The organism is Priestia sp. YIM B13489 (assembly GCF_042787645.1).
GTDB lineage: Bacteria > Bacillota > Bacilli > Bacillales > Bacillaceae_H > Priestia > Priestia megaterium.
The window spans coordinates 4,084,064-4,108,912 of sequence record NZ_JBHZOQ010000053.1; the positions used below are offsets into that span (position 1 = coordinate 4,084,064).

Here is a 24,849-nt window from a genome sequence, read left to right on the forward strand (position 1 = left end):
AACCCTTCTTTCTTTAAAAGATTCGTTTTAACCATTTTTGAATGAGCGACGGCTCTTTGAATTCTTCATTAAAGCTAATATCTTCTAGCCAATGTATATCGAAATATTTTTCTTCGACAAACGCTTCTATATCTATTTGACCGGTCGGATTAAAAAGAACAATATCAACGCCAAATTCATTTAACAGAAGCAGTAAAGCTGCATCTTCACGCGTAAACGTTTCATGTTCATTTCCGTGATAGATAATGAGCCGAGGGACGTGCTGCGTATAATCAAATTTTTGAAGCATGCGAAGCACGTTGTTTGGAAGCTTCAAAGACTGATTAAACAAGTACATTTGATGCTGATACGCATCTTCATGATCCAACCGAAGGAGCTTTGAATGTGCACAGTATCTGGAAATAGCTGCAGCTAGCCCTTGCTGAAGCCCGATAGGCAGTTCTTTATAGCGCCACCAGTTGCTTTCAATCATTTTATCAGGACTGAGCGTCCCATCACTTCCGAGAGCGCCTTGGTAGTGAAAGTGATTATTTCCTTCTATTTTTTTAGCAAAAGGAACAGAATCAACAGTCAGAGCTAACTCATTTTCTGTTTGCATGAGCTCATGCACTTTACTCCAGTACTCTTTTCGGTTTTTTGAAATGCCAAGCACTTTTGAAAACAGAACCGGCACGTGTACATATGGCTTTGACACTTCAAAATTAGGACGAATAAACGCCCGTTCTCTCATTAATAAAAAAATCTCATCATACGTCGTTTTAAGAGTAACTGAAGTTGGAAAATACGAACGAAATTGCCACGGTTTATACAGCATAGACTCCTCTGAATGAAGCACTTGCTCAATTTCTTGAGAAGCTCGAAATGCTACCGTACCTTTTCGAACCGGCTTATCCGTTGGAAAAGGTAAAAGCGAGCTAGTAGAAGGAAACGTATAAACCGTTGTTAAATGTTGATTCTTATCTACTTCTTTTAAATGATCCTTTCCCTCTGGATGAAAGGTAAGGACGTCAAAACCTAGTAAAATCAAATAATAGAGAAAATACTGCTCGCTTTTATTCGCATCTCCATACCACATGATGCGAGGCGCGTGTTCAGGAAATGCTTGATCGACCATCCAAGACTTCACATGATTCCACTGCCACTTTATTAAATCGATTAATACGCGTTGAAAATGCCCGTCCATAAAGCCCTCTGCGTGCTGTTCTTTAAAACACGTTAAGGTTTCAATAAATTTTTCGCGTATTCTTCTATGTATAGCGGGATTTTCTGACTTCACGATCAGCTTTTTTCCTTCTAAAAAAGCAAACAGTCGATTGACAGAAAGGCCGCGTTCTTCTTGATTAATTTTAAGAATCGTTTGTACTTCTTTTAATCTATCATTTGAAATGGACTTATCAAGCTTATCGTGCAGGACAAGGATCGATGATGATGAATGCGCAAGTTCATAAAGAAAAGATGCGTACTCGTCCGCATCAAGATGGGTGCCTACATATCTTCCCGCCACTTGTTTGTAGGAAATTTGCTGCTCATTTTGTATAAAGTCACCTCGCAGAGAAACATCTTGAGAAAAAAGAGAAGTTCCATTTTGCTCGTTAAGATTAATGATATGAGGATCAATTAGTTTACTCACGCCTTACAGCTCCTTTCTTTTCAGACATATACATGCTAAAAAGAAAGGGTACTCGTTAAAGCACCCTTTCTTTTTCATTTATTCCGTGCCTTTTTTATACGGATAATCCGTAGTTGCGGCAAAGGTCGGCCAAGCCACCGGAAAATCCGCTGCCAATGGCATTAAACTTCCAGTCGTTTCCGTGCTTGTATAGCTCGCATACAACGACAGCTGTTTCGATTGAAAAATCTTCACCTAAATCATATCGCAGTACTTCTTCATTTGTTTCAGCATCAATCAGACGAACAAACGCGTTGGATACTTGTCCAAAGTTTTGTCCGCGAGCATCTGCGTCGTGAATCGTGACGCTAATTCCGATTTTTTCAACGTGGTCAGGAAGAAGGGAAAAATCAACGGCTATTTGCTCATCGTCTCCATCTCCTGCACCCGTACGGTTGTCACCGTTATGCTCCACAGCGCCATTTGGACTTTTTAAATTGTTGTAAAAAACAAACTCCTCGTCATTTACAACCTGACTTGATTTATTGGCTAAAAATGCACATGCATCTAAATCGAAATCCTGAGATCCGGCATATTTGTTTGTATCCCATCCAAGGCCTACTATTACTTTTGTTAATCCTGGGTTGGTTTTCGTTAGGTCAATGCGCTGACCTTTTGATAAAGAAATTGACATAAAAACATCCTCCGTACGTTTTCTTACTTTAATGATTAGGCGTTTAAACCAAAGTCGTTTACAAGTGCCGCTAGGCCGCCTTGATAACCGCTGCCAATAGCATTAAACTTCCATTCTCCGCCGTGTCGGTACAGCTCTCCTACTACAACGGCTGTTTCGATCGAGAAGTCTTCACCTAAATCATAGCGAATTAACTCTTCGTCATTTGTTGCATTTAAAATACGAACGTAGGCATTGCTTACTTGGCCAAAGTTTTGACCGCGCGCTTCCGCTTCATGAATCGTAATGGTGAACGCGATACGTTCAATAGATTGAGGCACATTTTTCAAATCTACTTGAACCTGCTCATCGTCTCCTTCACCTACGCCTGTACGGTTATCTCCTGTATGCTCAACCGCTCCGTTTGCACCCGTCGTATTGTTGTAAAAAATAAAATCAGATTCTGAAGCGCATTTTCCCGCTCCGTTTAATAAAAAGACAGATGAATCTAAATCAAAATCGTTTCCACCGTCATACTTATTTACATCCCATCCAAGACCTACTACTACGTTTGTTAATCCTGGATTCGTTTTTGTTAAATCTACTTTTTGTCCTTTTGAAAGATTAATAGCCATTTTATTCCCTCTTTTCTAGTTGTTTATTTTGTATATTTGTTTGCAATTTCTCCTAATCCAGTATCTCTCGTTGCATCTCCAGTTGCTGAAAACTTCCATTCATTCCCGTCTCGGTAAATTTCACCTGCAAATAAAGCTGTTGCTCCTGAATGATCTTCAGATAGATTAAAGTGTACAAGCTCTTCGTTTTTAGCGCTGTCCACAACGCGGATAAAAGCATTTTTAATCATACCGAAATCTTGGTTTCGCTCAACACACTGATAGATGTTGACTACAAACACAAGTTTATGTACGTTTCCGGGAACATTTTTTAAATTAACAAAAATTTGTTCATCGTCCCCTTCACCTGCTCCGGTAAGATTATCGCCTGAATGCTTAACGCTCCCGCAGTTACTATGACGATTCCCAAAATACACAACGGCTGAGTTACTTACAAGCTTATCGTTCGAATTGAGCATAAGAACAGACGCATCGCAGTCGATGCTTGGTCCGTTTCCTCCGAAACCAAAAAAGCTGCGTTTTTTTACAGGATCCCATCCTAATCCAACCGTAATAGAAGATAACCCTTCTCTTCCTTTTGTTAAATCAATTTTCTGCCCTTTTTGTAGATTAATAGCCACTTTTATTTGCTCCTTTACTATAGTGAACACGTTCTTTTACAGGTTCTATATAACTTTACATAATAGCGTAGATAAATGAAAAAATAGTGAAATCTTTGATACTATTTTTAACGTTTACGTAAGTCTTCTTATGGAGAGAATACCACAATTTGGTGATTGTTTCAAAAATTAAGCTATGTTTTATAACGTAAATTCATTGACTGAGAGTTTAAAATTTAAGTTAAACTATTAAAAAAAGACTGTCTCTAAACTGGAAATCCGAGTTATGAGACAGTCTTTTTTGGCTTATTGAGCTATTTTCAAAGTAGGTTCTTGCTGTTCAGCTGTTTTAGCAGCTGCCACGTTTTGAATACGGCCTTCAGCTTTGTATTCAAACGGGCTCTTAAGTGTTTTAATATAGTTTACCGTTGCTTGTAAATCTTCCGGTCCCACTTCCATATCTGAAGAAAGTGCACCAATACCATATTTTTCATTTCCGTACATGTAGTTATTGACTACTACCGTGTATTCTTTTTCTTTATCAATTTTGCTTCCATCTGGAAGCGTGATATCGACTACTTTATTCGTACTACTGTCCCACGTATAGTTAAAGCCTGCAATATGGAAATCTAGTCCGGATGATGTAATTTGATTGTTTAACACCGTTTCTAAATCTGCTCCGCTTAGCTTTACTTTATTTAAGACGTTGCCAAACGGCTGAATCGCAAACAAATCACCGTATGTCACGTCACCTGCATCAAGCTGTGAACGAACGCCTCCGCCATTCATTAAAGCAAAATCTGCGTTCATTTCTGCTTTCATGCCGTCAGCAATTAAGTTTCCAAGTGCGATATCCCCTGTTGCTCCGCTAGACGGATAGCCTTTTGCTAAATCAGTAGATGACTTTCCAACCACTTCTGCTTTAATAGGTGCCGCTAAGTCTTCATATTTTTGCATAATCTTTGAAACTTCAGGATCTGGCGTATAGTCTTTTTGATATACGGTTACAATTTTTGCATCTTTTTTCACGATGTCACCCGTGTTGTCGATTTCAACGTCTACGTCAGAAAACGCTGAGCCGTATGAATAAGCTTGAACAATTAGTTTGTTATCTACTACTTTGTTGTTGTATACGTGATTGTGAGCTGAAAAGATAACGTCAACTTCATCGTCAACTTTTTTAGCGATATCTGCTGCATCAAACTCGGTAGAAGTTCCATTTTGATTAGATGGATTATGAGCAAGTACTACAATGGCTTTAATACCTTGCTTTTTCAACTCTGCCGTGTATTTATCAATCGCTTCTGCTTCGTCCGTAATTTTTAAGTTTTCATTTCCTTTACGAACAATCATGCTTGGCGTTTCTTGTGTGACAACGCCGATAAAGCCAATTTTCTTGCCGCCTACTTCTTTTATTGCATAAGGCTCCGTAATTAATTCATTAGTTGAAGTATCATAAGCATTTGCTGCTACAACCGGGAAATTCATGCCGTCGTATCCTTTTGTGCCTTTTGGATGGTCTCCGCCTTCAATCATACGGTGAAGCTCAGCAATGCCTTCATCAAACTCATGATTTCCAAGCGTACCTACATCAAATCCAAGTGATTCCATCACTTCAACCGTTGGCTCATCTTGAAACAGCGCTGAAACTAACGGGCTTCCCCCAATCATATCTCCAGCATGAACTAAAAGCGTATTCGGATTTTCAGCTTCTTGTTTACGAATAGCTGCTGCTGTATATTTCATATTTCCAGCTAAAAGCGCTTGGCCATTTGAATTGATTTTTGTATCTGTATCGAGCTGACCGTGCAGGTCGTTCATGCCTAACAGCTGAACCTTTGTATTATCTTTTGATTCGCCGTTTAAATTAATTTTGTAAATGCCGAATCCTTTGTCATCCGTTTTATTTGTATACGTAATGTTGCTTCCTTCAGTTAAATAGCTTTCTCCGCGCGGTGAGCTTGTGAACGTCACGTTAGCCGTTCCGTTAATTGGTGCAATGGACCAGTTATCGTCAGCTGTTGGCGTAATTTCTTTTTGCTCGGTGATGTAGTCCATTAGAATTTGACGGTTTTCATCCGCTGAATCCACCACGAGCTCGCTTCCTTTTAGACCAGGGAAGTTTCCGCCTCCGCCAGCTCGGTAGTTATTTGTCACAACGATAAACTCTTGGTTCGGATCAACCGGCTTGCCGTTATACGTTAAGTTAACAACGCGGCTTGAATCTCCGTGAATCACGTTTCCATTCACATCGTATTTTGCTGGTTTTGTGACGTCGATTTGGTATTGAACGCCGTCAATTACGTCGAAGTTATAAACAGGGAAGCTTGGGTTTAATAATTCCTGCTCTTCTGTTTTGTTCGGTGTAATTTGATTAAATTTACCGGCAGACATATCAATCCAGTCTTTTACAACAGAACCTTTTACTTTAACCGCTTTTAACGTGTTGTCATATAGATACAGGTCGCCAGCGCTTCGGATCGTTAAGTCACCTTTTTTAATTTCCGTATATTCATCAACGCCGTTTCTTCCTGCTTTAAAAGGCGCTCCCACTGATAAAATCGGAAGGTCTTTATATTCCGGCTTGTTTTGAGAAACGTATTTTTCTACGTAATCTTTTTGTGCATTTGTTACCACTTGAATAGATGGATCATCTTTTACAAGAGAAAAATAGCTGTGAATATCATCCGTCGTTTTACCAATTGGTGTGTTCACATATTTAACCGTTGCATCGTGATCTTTTTGAACTGCTTTAGCAACACCTTTATCCGGTTCTACCGTACTTTGCGTAACCGTTTTCCCTGACGCATCTTTTACGTCTTTATACGTTTCACGCGTAGACGATTGAGAGCTTACTACTTTCCATTTTCCTTTTTCTTCTTTTAACGTTAAGTCAATTAAGCCAAGTGATCCTCCGCCGTAACCTGCTTGAACAGCGGGAACGCCGTTGATCGTTCCTTTTGCATTATCAACGCCAGGAAGAGGCTTTTTATCTGCTCCAAGGAACAAACCGTCTAGCGCAGCTTCCGTTTTAGCAGGGAAGACTTTATGCGTGTGTGAAAACGTAATAGCGTCAATGCCTTTTACTTCACTTAATGAGTAAATGACATCTTCCGTGTTTTGCTTGTTGCTGCTAAATCCAGAGTGAGCCATTGCAACAACTACGTCTGCACCTTTTTTCTTCATTTCCGGAATATATTTGTTGGCTGTTTCTACAATACCTTTTGTAATGACTTTTCCATCAAGGTTTGCTTTATCCCAATCGTTAATTTGAGGAGGCACAAAGCCAATGAAACCAACTTTAATCGTTCGTTTCTTTCCATTTTCATCGACGACTTTTTTATTCATAATTTTATAAGGCGTAAATTTATTTTTATCATTTTTCGGGTTGTTGTCATGATCATCAACGTAGACATTGGCATTTATGTAAGGGAAATTTGCATCGTTGTACGCTTCTGTTAAGAAGTCTAATCCATAGTTGAACTCATGATTTCCAAGCGTTGCAATATCGTAATCCAGCTGATTCATTGCTTTAAATACAGGATGAACTTCACCTTTTTTCAGCGGGTTAATCTTGGCTTTATACGTGCCTAGAGGCGTTCCTTGAATGAGGTCTCCGTTATCTACTAATAAGCTGTTTTTTACTTCTTTTCGAGCATTTTTGATTAAGGTAGCGGTTTTAGCTAAACCTACTTTTTCATAAGGGGCGTCTTTGAAATAATCATAGTTTAATAGATTCGTATGAACGTCGGTTGTTTCCATCAGGCGTATGTTCACAAGCGCATCTTTTTTATTGTGGCCTTGATGCTTGCTTTGCTGTGAGCTTTGTCCAGGATGACGTTCTTCCGCTCCTGCCTGTGTAGTTAAAAGAGGCATAGATAATAGAGAAAGTGCCAGTGATGTGGATAGGATTTTCTTCGTTTTACTGCGAGTATTCTTTTTCATCTACCATTCACCTTTCAAGTAAGTTATCATCGCTATAAATCTAGCAACTGTTCAAAAATAGTATAGCAGAAAAGATTTATAAAGGATGTAAATTTTTTGATTTTTTAGTAAACCATTTGTATGCGTTTTATTAACTTTTTGTAAACAGAAAAAATTTTTTTAGTTTCTCTCTTCAAAACCAAGGACTATAGTTTTTATTAATTGGATGAACCCTCCTTTTAAAATGAGTCTTATTACCTAATACATCAACGTTCCCACGCCCTCTTTTAATTCAAAAAAAAATTTATTTCAAGCGGTGTGTATATATGTACTATACATACGATATGAAAAGCAGACATTAAGTTTGTCACAGCTTCTAACAAAATTTCGTAGATATAAAAAAGAAAGAGAAGGTTTTCGTCTTCTAATAAATAGATATATTTATATAATTTTACATTTACAACAAAGAAACGAGGTTGAGTCATAAGACATACCTACATGAAACCTACGTTCACCTACAAATAAAAAAATCCGAACGAAGTTGATTCTCCATCAAGAATCTTGATTCATCGTTCGGATGTTCTTTAGTTAACATACTTTTTTCTCAGCCGCGTTTTCTTACTGACCTAATTCTTTAATTTGTTTCATAATACTTGATACATCTTGAATTGATTGAAACAATTCACTGTTTTTTAGCGCTTCCGGATTGAAGCTGCCATTCTTTATATTGGCTTCATACGCTTCAATTCCACTAATGATTTTTTCGTTTTGTTGCACAAGCTGATCGTGCACATCAGAAGCGATGTCAGGAGCTTTTGTTTGATTAAATTCTTCAGCTTTCCCTTTCATTTCCTGCAGCTTTTGCTCTAGCTTCTTTATTGCCTCGTCGTCATTAACAGCTTTTTCCGCCAGAGGCGGTATTTCTTCAGCAAACTTTTGTGCTTCACTCACGTAATCTTTCGCATCGTTTGCGTAGTTCAGCGTACTGCTTGTATCTTCAAGAAAAGAACAGCCGCCGACCATAAAAAGAACAGCAGTTGATATGACTAGCATCCACTTTTTCACTTAGCACTCAACCTTTCTTATTTTCTTTTCTGCTATCTTCTTTTCGATTTTCGTTTCTTTAACTCTTTCATAATAATGGGTACAGCTTTTTTTATTCCTTTTTTTACAGCGGGGCTTTTTAACAGTCTCGATAGTTTTGACATTTTTAAGCTCCTCTCTCATTTTGAAATAACAAAAAACACCTTTACCACATGTGGTAAAGGTGTTTGTATCCAGACCTTTACCAATGGCAACATTGGCAAAGGTCTCGCTAACAATTTGCATTGTCAATAAAGCCGGAGATAATAATCTCGAAATGACGACTTTACTGCAAGAGCTACTCCCCTTTGAGCAAAACAGCATTTTTTGTTAACACAATCATAACGCACGTTCCTGATTATCGTCAACTTATAGGGAATTAGTACACGTCTTTTTTGGTAAATACCAGAAACGACACGAGCAGCCCCGCAAGTCCCCAAATGGTTAAAACACCCAAGGAAAACCCTAATGTCATTCCTTCAGTCGGAGGAGCTGTGCCTTGCAGATAAGAAGTTAAATTTAAATTAACCATAAACAAATACTTAGCCGAATGCCATGAAGAAACCATGCTGCTTAAAATCGTACCTGCAATCAAACAAGCAAGCATCACACCCATACCCGCAGCTGTACTTTTAATTAAAACAGACAGCATAAAAGCAAGCGTTCCAACAACAAGTGATACAAACCAAGCAAGACCAAACTCCATTAAAATATATCTCCACTGCGAAATTAAATGAACGTCCGCTGTATTTAAGTCATTTCCCTGCACGCTAAATCCCGTAAGAATCGGGGCTGTCCAGCCTTTAAATCCAAATACAACGCCAGAAATGAGGTACGACAAAATGCCAAACATTAAAATTAAAAACGAGACGGACATGACGAGCGTGATATATTTACTAAGCAGGATTTTCCACCGTTTCACAGGCCTCGTCAACAATACCTTGATGGATCCCAAGCTGTACTCTGAAGACACTAAATCCGCTGCAATAATCATAATCATCAGCGGCAGCAAAAGCTGAATGGCGTTTTCAACGAACCCTCGCACAAACGTTGGTGCCCCTGGTTCCGAAGGATTGATATCATTATCTAAATAATACTGTTGCTGCGCCACGCGAATTTCAAGCTGCTTGCGCCAATCATCTGAAATTTGGCTTCCGCTCAGCCGGTTTTGCGTATCGATAATTTCTTGCTGCAGCGTACTGCGCCAATCGGTCGTTCCTAGTTTTTCTTGAAGGCGCTGTGTTTCGCGAAGCTGAGCGTAGGTGAACATAGAAATCAAAACGCCCATAATAAGGGTAACGATTAACAGGCGCTTTTTTCGAACGAGCTTGATCATTTCATTTTGAACCAAACTAATCAATCGATTCGCCTCCTGTCATTTCGATAAATAAATCTTCAAGAGTTGGAAGCTTTCGATTCATTTCTTTTACCGTTACTCCTGCTTGAATGAGCTGTTTGTTCCACTCTCCCACTTCAGCTTCTTCATAAAACGTCGTGACGTACTCCCCCTGCACTTGCACAAAGTCCGTCACTTGTTTTAAAACGTCTATTCCTGCAGGCTGCGGATCTAGCTTCCACAGTAAGCGCTCTTGCTGAGTTAACAGGGTCTTCACCGATTCTGTGTGAATAACTTCTCCTTTTGCGATAATCGCTACTCGGTCACACATTAGCTGAATCTCGCTCAGTAAATGACTCGATACTAAGACGCTTAGACCTTCACTTTCAGCTAAAAAGCGAATAAATTTACGCATATCCCGAATTCCAGAAGGGTCTAGTCCGTTCGTTGGCTCGTCTAAAATAAGCACTTTGGGTTTTCCGAGAAGCGCTTGCGCAATTCCTAAACGCTGCCTCATACCTAACGAATACGTGCGAACTAAATCGTGGATACGCTCTTGCAAGCCAACTAATTCCACCACTTCATGAATGCGTTCTTCTGTCATAGAAGGAATCATGCGTGAAAAGTGCTGCAGATTTTCCCAGCCGCTTAAGTATGGATACAGCTCAGGATTTTCAACAATACAGCCGATATGCTCCATCGCTTTTGTAAACTGCTTCGATACGCTGTATCCACAAATATAAATGGAACCAGCCGTCGGGCGAATCAAGCCGACAAGCATTCGAATCGTTGTCGTTTTACCGGCTCCATTGGGTCCTAAAAAGCCGAACACTTCGCCTCTTTTTAGTTCAAAATCAATATTTTTGATAATTTCTCGTTTTCCTATTACTTTTTTCAGTCCTTTTACTGAAAGCGTTACTTCACTCATATCATTCCCTCCCTTACCACGTAATAAGCGATGCTACACGTTCTGCGATCAGCTTGTAGCCTTTTGCATTAGGATGAAACTTATCAGTATATAAGTAGTCATCTACCTTTAGCTGAAACAAATCAAAGGTCGGAACAAAAACAGTTTGCTTATAATTAGCACTTAATTCACTGCTTTTGTAATTCCATTCTCGTACAATAGCCGTTGTCGTTTTTGCATCTTGCAGGTTACTAAACGGATTATATAAACCAATTAAAAAAATCGTCGCGTCTTTATTTGCCGACCGGATGCTTTTTAAGATGCTGTCTACGTTTTTTAAATAGTCATTTTCTAGCTTTTGAATATTGTTTTTATTTAAGTTTTGCAGCGTTTGTCCGCCTTGAAATAAGTCATTTCCTCCAATGGTGATCAGCACGGTATCTGCCGACTTAACCTGCCGCTGAATTTCCTGCTGCTTTACTTGACTTGCCAGCTGCGAAGACGTTTGACCTTTTATTCCAAAGTTGCTTAAGAGAATTTTCTTCTTCGTTTTTTCTTCAAGATTATCTTTTAAATACCCAACGTACCCTTTTCCCGCTGCGTCTCCTGTTCCCCTTGTCAGTGAATCACCTAAAGCGACAATCGTATAATTCTTTGTACTTTTGTTACTGCTGCTTGTTTCTTGCTTCGGCTTTGGCATTTCTTTTACAGTAGCTTTTGAGGCGCTAACATAATCATAAATAGACATTCCAAGCCCCGCTGCAAACAGCAGACACGAAATAATCGAAATCAAGGATACAATCCATACCCACTTTCCTTTCGCTTTCACTGGCTGCACTCCTTTTCATCTTTTTAGTTATCTTTTTTTAGAGCTTCAACTGTTTTTAGTAAAGCGGACCAGTCTAAATGACCCCAGCCATTTTCGATTCCTTGTTCATAATGACCTTTCACAAGCTCTCCTAACGGAAGCGGAGCGGACACTTTTTTGGCTGCATCAATAGCCAGGTTTACATCCTTTAGTCCAAGCTCCAGCTTGAACCCGGCCGGATCAAAGTCTCTTTTAGCAATTAAATTGCCGTAATTTTTATACACAGGAGATGCAAATAAGCTATTAACCACTTCAAGAAACTCCTCCGCTTGCATGCCATACTGTTCTACCATGACTACTGCTTCAGAAACAGCTTCTAACATCGATACTAATAAAAAATTATTGCCAAGCTTAGCTACATTTGATAAGTAAGGCTCGTCTCCTACAGTGAAAATAGTTTGACCAATCGCTTCAAACAGCGGCCAAACGTGCTCTCTTGCTTCTTTATTACCTGCAACTATTACTTTGAGAGCCGCGGCTGCTGCTGCGTCGGGTCGACCTAAAACAGTCGCTGCAACAAAATGCTGTCCTGATGCAGCATGTGCGCTTGTTAATTTTTCCGATAAATCTACGCTAATAGTACTCACAGAGACGTGAATACCACCTTCTTGAAGGCCTGCAAGTACACCGGCTTCTGAAAGCGTTACTTCTTCTAAAGCCTCATCATTTGAAAGAATCGTAAAGACAAGATTCGCTTCTTGTGCTGCTTGAGCAGGTGTCTCCACAACCTTTGCTCCTTTTTTCACAAGACTTTCCGCCTTCGAAGCAGTGCGGTTATAAATAACAAGTTCATGACCCGCCTTTATCATATTTTCCGCCATCGGTAATCCCATATTTCCTAAACCAATTAAACCCACCTTCATCTTTACCACTCCATTTCAGCACTCAGTATGTACGTTTCTTATGCTTGTCGTCTATCTTTAGAAAAAGCATATTTTCATTATTATATAACTACAGTAAAAGCGAATACAAAGAATAGCCTTTCTATAATGTTCAAAATGTGACATTTTTTAGACATGATTTATAAAAAACTTGTCTAAAAAATACGAATGGTTTTTAAATAAAGCGCTTGCAAACATAGGAAATTTCTGCTAAGATGTAAGAGAATTATTTTTGTTCGGTGGGGATGTATGAGTATTGTCACTTTTCGTCTTTAGATTTGAGCAAGAATAGTACCACAATGTGCGAGTCCGCACGAGGAGGCAACAATTATGGAACAAGGTAAAGTAAAATGGTTTAACGCAGAAAAAGGTTTTGGATTCATCGAGCGCGAAGGTGGAGACGATGTATTCGTACACTTCTCAGCAATCCAAAGCGAAGGCTTCAAATCTTTAGACGAAGGTCAAGCTGTAACATTTGACGTAGAACAAGGTCAACGCGGACCTCAAGCTGCTAACGTTCAAAAAGCATAAGAAACACAACATATCAGAAACAGATCCTTTAAAGGATCTGTTTTTTTGTGTACAAACATAAAAAAAGCCCCGTTTTTCAACAGGGCCAGTCGGTACAAATACAGAAGTAAAGTTAATGGTACTCTTAGTATAGCACAAGATCATAACAATCTATACGAAATAATAAAATAAAACTTTCATCCGGCACGTTTACCTATGATTATAGCTATTCCAGACTCTCTAGGGCGCTCGCAAATCGTTTGATTCCTTCTCGAATGACCTCTTCTTCCCCTCTGCCAAACGTAAAGCGAATAGCTCCGCTTTGAGAACTCAGCACGCTTCCTGGTACAAAAGCCACTCCTCTTTTAAGCGATTCTTCCAATAGACGATAGTCATCGACCGGCTGATTCACTTTGCACCATAAGTGAATCCCGCCTTGAGGCGAATCGAAAGATACTTTTGATCCGAGCAATTCGTTCAGACTCGACGACAGGGCATACTCTTGCTTTTTGAGCTCTTGTCTAAGCTTTTCAATATGCGAAGAAAACGTAGGAGAATCTAAGAATTGATAAGCAATCCACTGCGGAAAGATGCTGTGGCCAAAGTCAATTTGCTGCTTAGCGTCTGCCAGGCGCTGAATCACTTGCTCTGGTCCCACTATCCAGCCAATGCGAAGGCCCGATGCCACAATTTTAGAAAGCGAGCTGATATAGAGGACATTTCCGTTCTCGTCCATCGATTTCAGCGTTTGATGTACATTTCCGTCAAATGCCGTGAGTGAATAAGGATCATCTTCAATAAGCGGAATGCCGTATTCTGAAGAAAGCTCTAAAAACCGCTTTCGACGCGCTTCTGATAACACAATACCGGTCGGGTTTTGATAATACGGATTTAAAAAAACCATACGAATGCGATGCTTTTTATGTAATTCTACTAAGTCGTCCGGGTTGGCTCCATTTTTATCTACAGGCAGCAAAAACGTTCGTAAACCTGCTGATTGAAAAAGCGGCAGTGAATAGCTATAGGACGGATCTTCAATCGCTACTGCATCTCCTGGTTTTAACAAACACTGAACAATCAAATGAAGTGCTTGCTGTGCACCTGATGTGATTAAAATGGAATTAGCATCGGTGGAGATTTTCCGGTACTCATGAACATGAGCAGCAATAGCGTCACGCAGACGTTCATTGCCGTGAGGATGATCATAGCCTAAATGCTCATTAAACGGCATGCCCGCTAATATTCGCTGAAAATCTTCACTTGGAAATAAGCTAGGCGCTAATTCTCCGCTCGCTAAGTTTACAAAGTCTGTTCGCAAAGCTTCGCTTCTTATTCGCTGTACGAGCGGTAAATTAGGCAAAAACGAACCGTCTTCTACATATCTTCCCCAGTTTGGAATACGTTTACGGGAAATTCCCCAGATGCTCGAACTAACTCGCGTGCCGCTTCCTTTTTTACGTTCTACGATTCCAAGTGCCTGCAGTTCTTCATAAGCAGCTACTACCGTGCTTCTGTTCACGTTTAGCTCAGCAGCAAGCGTTCGTTCTGATGGCAGCATAGAATCCGGCGGAAACGCTCCCGATGAAATACAGCTTTCAATATATTCTGCAATTTGTTTATAAATCGCTTTTTTGCTAGCGCGATCTGGTCTCCAGTTCATGCGGCGTCAGTCCTTACATTTAAACTTTCTTATTAGTAGTTTATCCTTTATCTCTCTTATCTTAAAGCAGTTTTATAAAAAAAGACCATCCAATTTGGTGTTTTTTTGCTCATCCACTTTATAAAATAAATAATATCACCTCTTTTTACTTGCCGACATTTAAGTTTACATAATAATTTTATAGTTAATCAAATTACCTTCACCATTCCAACAAAAAAATCCAAACGAAGTTGATTCTCTATTAAGAGTCTCGATTCATCGTTTGGATCTTTACTAAAGTACTTTTGTCACAGCCTATTTTTTATAGAGGCGGTAAATCTAGCTTGCCTTCTTGAAACAATTCTTTCACCATATGCTTGGCATAACCCGTTGCTTGTCCTAGCGTAATCTTAGCTGGCATAGGCGCTTCGTTTGCATCAACGATTACATCGATAATACACGGCTTGTTTTGCCTAACAGCACTTTCAAAAGCCGGCAGCAGCTCTTCTTCTTTTTCTACTCGGTAGCCAACACCTCCGCAAATATCTGCATACCTGGCAAAGTTCGGATTTGTTAAGTCTGTTCCGAATTCAGCATTTCCCATTACTTCTTGTTCAAATTTAATCATACCGATTTTATGGTTATTAAATAGCACCACAACTAGCGGAAGATTGTATTTAACAGCTGTAATAAAATCTGCCATCGTCATCGCAAAGCCGCCGTCTCCACAGACCGCAAACACCTGCTTCTCGGGATAAGCGATTTTTCCAGCAAGTGCGCCCGGCAGCCCGCATCCAAGAGTCGCTAGCCAGCTTGAAATCACAAACTGCTGATTTGTCATACGAAAATGACGCGCCATCCATACTGTGACGTTTCCTACATCTACGGACAAGACCGCGTTATCAGCCGCTACGTGCTGAAGCGCTCGAATCACTCGCTGTGGCTTGATAGGTAGACTTTCTTTTGCTTCTTGGGTATCAAGCTGACTCCACCACTTTTTCATACGTTCTTGACTTTGCTCTAAAAACTGGCGATGTTCTGAGCGGCCAACGTTTTCTAAGAACCACTGAATGGTTGTTTTTGCTTCTCCTGCAAGCCCTGCATCTACAGGATATCTTTTACCAATTTGTGCGGGATCAATATCAATATGAATCGTTTTCGCATGGTCTGGCAAAAATCCTGTAAACGGATAGGACGTTCCAATCATGATGAGCGTATCCGCTTCTTGCATCGCTTCATACGCTGGCTTTGTACCGATTAATCCAAGTCCTCCGAGACAATATGGATGTTCATCCGGTATTGCGCCTTTTCCAGGAAGCGTAAGAACAATAGGTGCTGCGATCTTTTCGGCAAACGCAAGCAGCTCTTCTCTCATTTCATGTGTGCCTCGACCGGCTAAAATAACCGGACTTTCTGCTTTACCAATCAAATCTTTTGCTTTTTCAAGGTCTTCTCTGTGAGGAAAGACGTCTTGTTTAACGATTATGCTTGATGTTTCTCGTGCCTCTGATCCGACTTCAAAACGAGGGATATCATCGGGAATGGTTAACACAGCCACACCTTTTTTAGCATAAGCTGTTCGAATCGCTTGATTGACAACAGTGGGAAGCTGTTCAGCGGACATGATTCGCTGGTTATATACAGCCACGTCATCGAACATTCGCTCTAAATTAATTTCTTGAAACGCATCGCTTCCGATAAGATCAGACTCCACTTGCCCCGTAAGTGCTAAAACGGGAGCTTTGTCTAACTTTGCATCATACAAACCATTCAATAAATGAATCGCTCCCGGTCCGGCAATAGCCGTGCATACACCGATTTTACCCGTTAGTTTTGCATATGCAGCCGCTGCGAGAGCTCCCGCTTCTTCATGCCTCACTTGAATAAATTTAATTTTGTCCTGGGCTTTGCGAAGCGGTTCAATAATTGAATTAATGGAGTCTCCTGGCATTCCGTAAATATGATCAACGCCCCATTCAATTAACAGTTCAATCAGTTTTTCCCCTGCTTTTTGTTTAAACATATGACTGACCCCTTTCTTCTTATATATAGAGATAGTGTGACCTGATACGCTCTTTCTTACTTATTTTCACTCGTATAATTTTCGTTTTCTTTCATTAAATGAATGATCTTCTTCGTTAAATTTTCTTCATTCCTTGCAATTATCATTAACTTTTGCTATTCTATAAGAAGAATTATTTTTGTTCGGCAACAATCGATAGGTGAATACTTTCGTCTTAAAGATTTTGATCATGAGCAAGGATAGTAATACAATGTGTGCATAGCACACGAGGAGGCAACATTCATGGAAAAAGGTACAGTAAAATGGTTTAACGCAGAAAAAGGTTTCGGATTTATCGAGCGCGAAAACGGCGACGATGTATTCGTACATTTCTCAGCAATCCAAAGCGAAGGATTCAAATCTTTAGACGAAGGTCAAGCTGTAACATTCGACGTTGAAGAAGGTCAACGCGGACCTCAAGCTGCTAACGTTCAAAAAGCATAAGTAGAAAAAGACTCTGATTTCAGAGTCTTTTTCTTATGTAGAACCACGCATAAAACCTTTTTAACGCGCAGTTTGTACACGTTATTATAAATAATAAACTAAAAAAGTCTCTTCATCCCGAAGAGACCTTTTGTGGAAGAAATAGTTGAAGAAATAAAGTGTGGATGTTGCGTCGTCATCATTTTTTAATAATTAGCACCAGCCGCCGCCGAAGCAAGAAGCGCCGATGATGATTAATAAGATGAAAAGTACAATGATTAAAGCGAAACCGCCGCCGCAGCCACCGCCGCCATAACCACAACCGTATCCGTAACCTCCGTAGTATCCCATGTGTTTCACCTCCATTTGCTATACTTTAAGATATGTGGATTTAGTTAAATTGCTCCTAATAATTCCATAGAACTTTTGGAAATGTTTGTCACACACTAAAAATACTGCGTTTTTCAAACATGCCCCACAAAGAGATAAAACCTTTGATTTTATGGGCATTTATTCCTCTTTTCTTTATCTTTTAAAAATGTAATCGCTCCCTTTTTCATGAATGTACACCGTGCTGAATACCTTTAGTTATGTACACTCACACAGGAGGGATTTTATATGTTAACACTCGAAATTTCAAAGCAAATCGTTAAAAACGTCTACCCTATTGTCTTATCAAATCGCAGTAAAATCTTTCAAGAGGAAGTGAGCGTCGCCGCTTTGCAAGACTACTTTGGTCTTGATCATGCCTTTAGCGTGTATGCAGCTGCCACCATTATTTATCAGCTAGAAGCCGACGGGTATGTATCCAAACCTCTGAAGCGCAATGAATACAAGCGAATTTTGCTCAAATAAAAACAAGCATCCCCGCAAGGATGCTTGTCTTATTTATAGCTATACCTGTCGAATAACTGCTCGACTCTTTTGTGGTAATCAGCAAGGTAGTCAGAAAGCTCAGTTTTACTCAATTTATTTGCCTGTTCCTCAAATAGTGACAGCAGCGAAATTTTAATCATTGCCATTTCCGTTTCCGAGCGATTTTCATTTCGCAAATCTTTTCTTAAATTCCACAGGCTTTGCTCCATTTCATGCTTTAATTGTTCTAGTGAGTGTGGTTCTTCGAATCCGGCACGAATGTCTTTTTTAAATCCACTCATCTTATCACTCCTCGCATTTGCACCTGCTAGATAGTATCTAATGTATACTATACCATAAATAACTATACGAGGCTTAAGCATGCCTTTTAAGCAATTGGCCACAAAATAAAAAACATCTCGTTGGATGTCTTTAACGTTACCTTTTATCTTACTTCGTCTTCTTCACCTTTTACATATTTAAAAAATGAATCAATCATTTCATTTAAAAAATCATTGCGATCTTCAAAATTCATAATTTCTAAAAATTCCACAATATCCTTATCTAAACTAATAGAAGCGGGAACATAAGCAGCCGCTTCCCTTCTTTGCGGGAATGGAATCACATTATCTTTCTTCTTCATAAAACACCGTCCTTTTTCTGTGCTTTACTAGTGTAAGCTTTCAAGGAACGATTTGCAAGTCCCTCTGATGTAAAATTTTATATAAACATTCTTCTGAAAAGACAGGGTATAATCTTTAGCTGCTCAAGTAGGCCCATTTGGCATTAGCTTTTTCATGTTCTGGCGTCATATTAATAATTCGCCGCTGTTTTCTCTTTTCCTTTGGGCATCTTTTAGAAAATTTAAACACAAATATTTTAAAAGAGGTTTTTATTTCCTTCGTATAGGCTAAAGAAAGGAAACAACATTTTTATATGGAGGGGTTCCAAATGATTGCATTAACTGGAAAAGTTGCGCTTGTGACGGGAGCGGCGTCTGGAATTGGACGCGCTTCAGCCATTACACTAGCTGAACAAGGAGCGCGCGTTGCTCTTTTAGATTTAGAGGAAGAAAAATTACATGAAGTAAAAGAGACCATCATGTCGAGCGGCGGAGAGTGTATAGCCATTAAAACAGACGTATCTGACTCTGAAAGTATAAAAGAGAGTATCGAAACGATCCGCAGCTTATGGAGTCAATTACATATTGTTTCTATTAACGCAGGCATCAACGGTACGTTCTCTTCTATTGAAGAACTATCACCAGAAGATTGGACAAAAACGATTGATACAAATTTAACAAGCACTTTTTTAACTGTGAAGCATTCTATTCCTTATTTGAAAGCTCAGGGAGGAAGCATTATTATTACTAGCTCAATTAACGGCAACCGTACATTTTCAAATATCGGCATGAGCGCATACAGTTCCTCAAAGGCTGGCCAAATGGCGTTCGGCAAAATGGCAGCCCTTGAACTTTCTACATACGGAATACGGGTAAACGTCATTTGTCCAGGAGCAGTTGATACAAATATTGAAAGCAATACATTCCGTCAAGAAGACAAATTAAAAGAAGTGGCGATTCCAATTGAATATCCAAATGGCAATCAGCCGCTTGCTAAGCGCTCAGCTAAGCCCGAAGAAGTAGCGGAGTTAATCTTCTTTTTAGCTTCTGACGCGTCCAAACATATTACCGGAAGTGAAATGTTTATCGACGGCGGAGAATCACTGCTGTAACGTACAAGCCCCTGCGTCAACGTCAGGGGCTTGTTTTTTTACTTTTATGAACAACATCTACTCCGCCCGAAGCAGATATAATGCTGCCTGTAATCATATCTGAGTTTTCATCACAAAGAAACTCAATAATACGCGCAATGTCTTCTCCTGTCCCTGATCGACCGACAGGCGTTTCCTTGTCTTCTAGTAATCTTGCTTTTATAATGTCACTTTCTTTCATGTCCCCTACAATATCTCCGGGACAGACCATATTGACCGTAATCCCGTATTCGGCTACTTCTAGAGCAAGCGATTTGGTCAGAGAAGCTAGTCCTGACTTAGCGGCACTAAAAGCCGCGCGATACATCCATCCAGGGGTGTGCTCTACATCTTGAAAACCGTATGTAATAATTCTTCCAAACTGCTGCTTTTTCATAGCTGGAACAACCGCTTTTACAAAATGAAAAACGGAGCTTAAATTTCCTTCCAGCATTTCATACCATTCACTGTCTGTGTATTCTATTAATTTTTTTCTTTCAAATACATACGGACCTGCATTATTAATTAAAACATCAATACGTCCAAATCGCTCCATAGCCTGCGCAACGACGTGTTCAATATCTGCTTTATTCGTTATATCACCTTCTACAAACTGTACGTTGTCTTTATATTGATGCCATTCTTCTTGCAGTTCTCGCACTTTATTTTTATCACTCCGAAAATGGACGGTAACGGAATACTGCTTTTTTAAAAAATTTTCTGTTACCTTCTTGCCAATACCTTTATGACCCGCTGTAATCAATGCATGTTTCATCTACCTTCACCTCTTTCACTCTACTTATCTACTATATATATTAGACAGCTCCTTAGTTTATCCTTTACTAACAGAAAAAAGCCCTTGACTAAAGGGCCTTTCTTTTACGGTCTTAACAAAATTTTCCCTGTACTTTTCCGGCTTTCAAGCAGCTCATGCGCTTTTGCTCCGTCTTTTAAATCGAACACCACGGGATCAGTTAACACAAGCTGATCTTTACTGATCCACTCAAACAGCTGCTGTGAACGTACTTTACGTTCTTCATAAGATACGAGCACGTTCCATAAGTCTCCACCTGTAAGCGTTTTAGAGGTGTCCATCAGCATACGCGGGTCGACCGGGGCCGGATCGCCTCCTGCCATTCCGTAAAATACCACGGTTCCGCCTGTTTTTACGGCTTCAAAGCTTTTTTCTAGTGTAACTCCTACAGATTCATAGGCAACATCTGCGCCTCGCTTCGTTACTTCTTTCACTTGTTCCACCCAGTTATCTTCGTATAAAAAGACATAGTCAGCACCTGCTTGAGCCGCTGCTTTTGCTTTTTCAGAAGATGACGTTAAGCCAATGACTTGTCCGCCTAATAGCTTGGCAATTTGAACTAAAAGCTGACCTACACCTCCAGCAGCTGCGTGAACAAGTACATAATCGCCGGGCTGAATGCTGTAGCTGTCTTGTGTTAAATAGTGAGCCGTTAACCCTTGTAAAAGCACAGAAGCAGCTCCGTCAAACGAAATATCGTCAGGTACGGCAATGATTTTATCTTGTGGCACGGCAACAAGCTCTGCATTTGCAAAAGGGACGTCAGCAAACGCAATACGGTCTCCTACGTTAACGTGACTTACTTCTGCTCCTACTTCTTCTACCACACCTGCTCCTTCATATCCTAAAATATACGGAGGTGTACCCGTTAAGTGGTAGTTCCCTTTTCTTCGGTACACATCAGCAAAATTAAGTCCAATTGCTTTTGTTCTTACTAATACGTCTGTTGGACCAATAGAGGGGTTCGGTATATCTTGATAGTGGAGAACGTCAGGTCCTCCAAATCTTTCAAACACTAATGCTTTCATATATAAGTTACCTCGTTTTCTTTATGTATTCCCTTTCATCGTAATTCAAAGAGATAACAAACACAAGTTTCTGACTCAAGGGAAAAACGCTTTGTCTCCTAAGGAGATAAAGCGTTCTTTTACTTTGTTTGCTCTACAACTTCTCGCATCGTTCCATTTTTTTGATAAGACATATGAAAAGAAAAGGCTTTTTCAAGAACGTGCGGTGTTTGTCCGCCTCGCGTGAGCGCTTCTTCGTAATACGCCATAAGCTGGTCGCGGTACATTGGATGTGCACAATTTTCAATGATTCGTTTTGCTCGTTCTCTTGGAGCGAGTCCGCGCAGGTCTGCGTATCCTTGCTCTGTTACAATCACATCCACATCGTGTTCCGTATGATCAACGTGTGAAACAAACGGCACTATACTTGAAATATCGCCGTTTTTGGCAATAGATTTTGTTACAAAAATACCGAGACGCGCATTTCGGGCAAAATCTCCTGAGCCTCCGATTCCGTTCATCATTTTTGTTCCCATCACATGCGTGGAATTGACGTTTCCGTAAATGTCTAGCTCTAGGGCAGTGTTAATAGAAATCAGTCCTAAGCGACGAATGATTTCTGGATGGTTTGAAATTTCCTGCGGGCGAAGAATGAGCTTATCTCGATAGGCTTCAAAATTAGAGAAAACTTGTTTCATTTTATCCGCTGAAAGCGTAATTGAGCAGCAGGAAGCAAACGTAACTTTTCCTGCGTCAAATAAATCAAACACGGCGTCTTGCAATACTTCTGAATACACTTCTAAATCATGAAACTCTGAATCTAACAAACCGTGGAAAACGGCATTTGCCACAGATCCAATTCCAGATTGTAAAGGAGCAAGCGATTCAGTTAATCGCCCTTCTTTAATTTCTTCACGTAAAAATGAAATCAGATTTTGAGCCATCACAACCGTTTCTTCGTCAGGTGCTACAATCGTAGACGGTGAATCTAGCTGATTTGTAAACACAATACCCTTTACTTTATCTAAATCAATTGGTATGCCTAATGAACCAATACGATCATCAGATTTTTTCAAAGGAATTGCATCTCTTTGTCCTTGAACGCCCGGATCATATAGGTCATGAATGCCTTCTAACAGCTCTGGCTGCGCTGTGTTAATTTCAATAATAATAGATTTTGCATGCTCGGCAAACACCATCGAATTGCCAATTGACGTTGTTGGAATCATCATTCCGTCATCCGTAATAGAAACCGCTTCCAAAATAGCGAAATCTATTGAATCTAACACGCCTGAACGCACCCATTCAGAAGTATGCGATAAATGCTGGTCAATAAACTGAAATTCACCTTCATTAATTTTTTTACGCATGGTTGGGTCCGCTTGAAACGGCAGGCGCTTGTTTAACATGCCTTTTTCTGCAAATAGCTTATCCACATCTGATCCAAGTGAAGCACCGGTATACACGCTTACTTTTATCGGTTCTGTTTCTGCTCGTTTCGCTAGCGCAAACGGGACAGCTTTGACATCCCCCGCGCGTGTAAAACCGCTTAGACCAAGAGTCATTCCATCTTGAATCCAAGACGCTGCTTCTTCAGCAGAGACAACTCGATTCTTTAGTGCTTCATCCTTAATTCGACTGCAAACGTTTTCCATTCTGTTCACTCCTTGTTTTTGCTCTTTTTTACCATTTTACTGTAAAGCGAGCGTACACAAGAGTTTTTGGAATGAAATGGACAAAAATAGCGATAAAACAGCATATTTGATGATAATTAAGCAAAATGACGGTTAAAACCCAAGGAGTTTTCGAAAATAGCTGGCGTACGACTGACTGACCGGAATTTTTTCTCCGTTGTTCATCACTAATAAAAAAGTTGAATGTGTATCAGGATAAATTTCTTGAATTTGCGTCACATTGACGATAAAAGAACGATGACAGCGCACAAACTCTTCTTTTGGAAGCACATAATCAAATTCATTTAACGTGTATTTATGCGTACCCGTATACTTCTGTGCGTACACATATGTTTTTCGGTCACGCGCTTCTACGTAGATAATTTTTGAGAAAGGAACCGGTATCCATCCCTCGTTCACCTTTAACGTCACAACTGACTTTCCGCTCGTTAACGCGGGAAAAATCGCCGTCACGCACCCTTGAACCTCTCCTTCATCTAAAAAAGGCACGGCCATGCCATAGTAAGGTGTGCCGAATACGTCTCGGTGAATAAATTCCGACACTTTTTGCTTTCGTTCTAATGCTTTATATGTAATCGTTCCTTTTTTTATTTGATCTCCAGGGCTGATTTTTAAGTTAATTCGTTTGCTTGCTCGGTAATACACGTACGTTTCTAGATCTGAAACGGCAATCGACGCTTCATCGGAGAACAATTCACTGATGACATCTAATAATGCGGATGCTTTAAACGGTTTCATCTTTTCACCTTCTTTTGTCTAGTTAAACACGCTGCTTCTTTATTGTAGCGCAAAAGCAAAAGCGATTGGGAGACAAGCATGGAATTTATCCTTTTAACTGCATAAAATTTCTATTTTTTCACAACATAAAACAATGAAATGAAGGAAGGGTGAAATGTATGGGCTATGCTGAATCGACGTTTCGAATCGCCTGTTCATTTTTTGTGCTGCTTCTTTTAACGCGGCTCATGGGAAAAACAGAAATCAGCCAGCTAAATGTGTTTACATTCATTACGGCGATTACGATTGGTAATATCGCTTCTTCCCTCTCCACTGATAAGCGAGTAGAGATTGATAAAGGAGTGTATTCTCTGCTAGGATGGACATTTTTAACGATCGCTATGGGCTATCTTGGAATGAAATCGAAAAAAGCGCGGCATCTTATTACCGGTGAGCCTAAAATTGTGATTAAGCAAGGGAAAGTGATGGAAAAGGCGTTAAAACAAGTCCGGCTAGATATTGAATCTCTTTTAGGCATGCTGAGGCAGCAAAATGTATTTTCCATAAAAGATGTAGAATACGCCATATTAGAAATCAACGGAAACCTTTCCGTTATGCAAAAACAAGATAAAAAGCCGAACTCGTGGTCAAAAACGCTTTTATTCCCCACTTCAACAGGCGTTATTTACGATGGAAAAGCGAATGAAGATGCCTTGAAGGACCTGCATGTAGATAATAATTGGCTGCATAAACAGCTAGAAAAAGCGGGAGTCAACTCAATTGATGACGTCTTTTACGCTGAGGTTCAGTCCGACGGATCGCTTTACATTGACTATAAAAAAGACAAATTTAACTCATAAA

The 24,849-nt window shown here is 39.9% G+C and carries 24 protein-coding genes; 5 read left to right on the top strand and 19 right to left on the bottom strand.

Annotated features, from left to right (window positions below; translation table 11 throughout):
- Positions 1-13: 13 nt before the first annotated feature.
- The 10 genes from ACFX4W_RS26985 to ACFX4W_RS27030 form a co-directional block, all read right to left on the bottom strand.
- Positions 14-1,630: a YceG family protein gene (locus tag ACFX4W_RS26985; protein ID WP_165575055.1), complete on the bottom strand. Its 1,617-nt coding sequence runs from the start codon at positions 1,628-1,630 to the stop codon at positions 14-16.
- Between the two features lie 94 nt (positions 1,631-1,724).
- Positions 1,725-2,303 carry a TerD family protein gene (locus ACFX4W_RS26990; protein ID WP_043983009.1) on the bottom strand — a complete coding sequence of 193 codons (579 nt, stop codon included), beginning with the start codon at positions 2,301-2,303 and terminating at the stop codon, positions 1,725-1,727.
- Between the two features lie 35 nt (positions 2,304-2,338).
- Positions 2,339-2,917, bottom strand: coding sequence for a TerD family protein (locus ACFX4W_RS26995; protein WP_013057396.1), 579 nt, complete (start codon positions 2,915-2,917; stop codon positions 2,339-2,341).
- Positions 2,918-2,940: 23 nt separating this feature from the next.
- Positions 2,941-3,537 (bottom strand): TerD family protein, encoded by a 597-nt coding sequence (locus ACFX4W_RS27000; RefSeq protein ID WP_043983012.1) that lies wholly within the window; start codon positions 3,535-3,537, stop codon positions 2,941-2,943.
- A 285-nt stretch (positions 3,538-3,822) separates the two neighbouring features.
- Positions 3,823-7,461, bottom strand: coding sequence for a multifunctional 2',3'-cyclic-nucleotide 2'-phosphodiesterase/3'-nucleotidase/5'-nucleotidase (locus ACFX4W_RS27005; protein WP_043983015.1), 3,639 nt, complete (start codon positions 7,459-7,461; stop codon positions 3,823-3,825).
- Positions 7,462-8,058: 597 nt separating this feature from the next.
- Entirely contained in the window at positions 8,059-8,505 is a 447-nt protein-coding gene (locus ACFX4W_RS27010) for a DUF6376 family protein (protein ID WP_052500362.1), read from the bottom strand.
- 397 nt (positions 8,506-8,902) lie between these two features.
- Positions 8,903-9,883: an ABC transporter permease gene (locus ACFX4W_RS27015; RefSeq protein ID WP_377560331.1), complete on the bottom strand. Its 981-nt coding sequence runs from the start codon at positions 9,881-9,883 to the stop codon at positions 8,903-8,905.
- On the bottom strand, positions 9,876-10,787 hold the full coding sequence (locus tag ACFX4W_RS27020; RefSeq protein WP_043983017.1) for an ABC transporter ATP-binding protein: 912 nt from the start codon (positions 10,785-10,787) through the stop codon (positions 9,876-9,878). The genes ACFX4W_RS27015 and ACFX4W_RS27020 overlap by 8 nt, the downstream gene beginning before the upstream one ends.
- A gap of 13 nt (positions 10,788-10,800) precedes the next feature.
- The gene (locus ACFX4W_RS27025) at positions 10,801-11,595 is read right to left on the bottom strand and encodes an SGNH/GDSL hydrolase family protein (protein ID WP_028408234.1); all 795 of its coding nucleotides are present in this window, start codon (positions 11,593-11,595) and stop codon (positions 10,801-10,803) included.
- 23 nt (positions 11,596-11,618) lie between these two features.
- A complete protein-coding gene (locus ACFX4W_RS27030; RefSeq protein WP_043983019.1) occupies positions 11,619-12,497 on the bottom strand; it encodes an NAD(P)-dependent oxidoreductase in 879 nt (292 codons plus the stop codon).
- A gap of 348 nt (positions 12,498-12,845) precedes the next feature.
- Here ACFX4W_RS27030 and ACFX4W_RS27035 point away from each other — a divergent pair, with 348 nt between their 5' ends.
- Positions 12,846-13,046 (top strand): cold-shock protein, encoded by a 201-nt coding sequence (locus tag ACFX4W_RS27035; protein ID WP_013057405.1) that lies wholly within the window; start codon positions 12,846-12,848, stop codon positions 13,044-13,046.
- 205 nt (positions 13,047-13,251) lie between these two features.
- On the opposite strand, the gene pdxR is transcribed toward ACFX4W_RS27035, so the two are convergent.
- Together pdxR and ACFX4W_RS27045 are read right to left on the bottom strand one after the other, a co-directional pair.
- Positions 13,252-14,685 (bottom strand): MocR-like pyridoxine biosynthesis transcription factor PdxR, encoded by a 1,434-nt coding sequence (gene pdxR / locus ACFX4W_RS27040; RefSeq protein WP_013057406.1) that lies wholly within the window; start codon positions 14,683-14,685, stop codon positions 13,252-13,254.
- A 301-nt stretch (positions 14,686-14,986) separates the two neighbouring features.
- Positions 14,987-16,687, bottom strand: coding sequence for a pyruvate oxidase (locus ACFX4W_RS27045; RefSeq protein WP_025751607.1), 1,701 nt, complete (start codon positions 16,685-16,687; stop codon positions 14,987-14,989).
- Positions 16,688-16,969: 282 nt separating this feature from the next.
- Here ACFX4W_RS27045 and ACFX4W_RS27050 point away from each other — a divergent pair, with 282 nt between their 5' ends.
- Positions 16,970-17,170, top strand: coding sequence for a cold-shock protein (locus tag ACFX4W_RS27050; RefSeq protein ID WP_013057408.1), 201 nt, complete (start codon positions 16,970-16,972; stop codon positions 17,168-17,170).
- A 192-nt stretch (positions 17,171-17,362) separates the two neighbouring features.
- On the opposite strand, the gene yjcZ is transcribed toward ACFX4W_RS27050, so the two are convergent.
- Positions 17,363-17,500, bottom strand: a complete 138-nt coding sequence (gene yjcZ / locus ACFX4W_RS27055; protein ID WP_013057409.1) for a sporulation protein YjcZ — start codon at positions 17,498-17,500, stop codon at positions 17,363-17,365.
- Positions 17,501-17,767: 267 nt separating this feature from the next.
- Here yjcZ and ACFX4W_RS27060 point away from each other — a divergent pair, with 267 nt between their 5' ends.
- Positions 17,768-18,004, top strand: a complete 237-nt coding sequence (locus tag ACFX4W_RS27060; protein WP_013057410.1) for a hypothetical protein — start codon at positions 17,768-17,770, stop codon at positions 18,002-18,004.
- 29 nt (positions 18,005-18,033) lie between these two features.
- Here ACFX4W_RS27060 and ACFX4W_RS27065 read toward each other — a convergent pair whose 3' ends face one another.
- Positions 18,034-18,306, bottom strand: a complete 273-nt coding sequence (locus ACFX4W_RS27065) for a hypothetical protein (RefSeq protein WP_043983023.1) — start codon at positions 18,304-18,306, stop codon at positions 18,034-18,036.
- 143 nt (positions 18,307-18,449) lie between these two features.
- Positions 18,450-18,647, bottom strand: coding sequence for a hypothetical protein (locus ACFX4W_RS27070; protein ID WP_014459743.1), 198 nt, complete (start codon positions 18,645-18,647; stop codon positions 18,450-18,452).
- A 308-nt stretch (positions 18,648-18,955) separates the two neighbouring features.
- On the opposite strand from ACFX4W_RS27070, the gene ACFX4W_RS27075 reads away from it, so the two are divergent.
- A complete protein-coding gene (locus tag ACFX4W_RS27075; protein WP_043983024.1) occupies positions 18,956-19,738 on the top strand; it encodes an SDR family oxidoreductase in 783 nt (260 codons plus the stop codon).
- Positions 19,739-19,760: 22 nt separating this feature from the next.
- Here the strand turns inward: ACFX4W_RS27075 and ACFX4W_RS27080 are convergent, their stop codons facing one another.
- From ACFX4W_RS27080 to ACFX4W_RS27095, 4 genes are all read right to left on the bottom strand, one after another.
- Positions 19,761-20,531, bottom strand: coding sequence for an SDR family oxidoreductase (locus ACFX4W_RS27080; RefSeq protein ID WP_043983026.1), 771 nt, complete (start codon positions 20,529-20,531; stop codon positions 19,761-19,763).
- A gap of 104 nt (positions 20,532-20,635) precedes the next feature.
- Positions 20,636-21,598, bottom strand: coding sequence for a quinone oxidoreductase family protein (locus ACFX4W_RS27085; RefSeq protein ID WP_377560334.1), 963 nt, complete (start codon positions 21,596-21,598; stop codon positions 20,636-20,638).
- A gap of 119 nt (positions 21,599-21,717) precedes the next feature.
- The gene (gene scpC / locus ACFX4W_RS27090; protein ID WP_043983030.1) at positions 21,718-23,232 is read right to left on the bottom strand and encodes a succinyl-CoA:acetate CoA-transferase ScpC; all 1,515 of its coding nucleotides are present in this window, start codon (positions 23,230-23,232) and stop codon (positions 21,718-21,720) included.
- A gap of 132 nt (positions 23,233-23,364) precedes the next feature.
- The gene (locus ACFX4W_RS27095) at positions 23,365-24,009 is read right to left on the bottom strand and encodes a LytTR family DNA-binding domain-containing protein (RefSeq protein ID WP_050690645.1); all 645 of its coding nucleotides are present in this window, start codon (positions 24,007-24,009) and stop codon (positions 23,365-23,367) included.
- 158 nt (positions 24,010-24,167) lie between these two features.
- Here ACFX4W_RS27095 and ACFX4W_RS27100 point away from each other — a divergent pair, with 158 nt between their 5' ends.
- Positions 24,168-24,848: a DUF421 domain-containing protein gene (locus ACFX4W_RS27100; RefSeq protein ID WP_028408225.1), complete on the top strand. Its 681-nt coding sequence runs from the start codon at positions 24,168-24,170 to the stop codon at positions 24,846-24,848.
- Position 24,849: the final 1 nt, after the last annotated feature.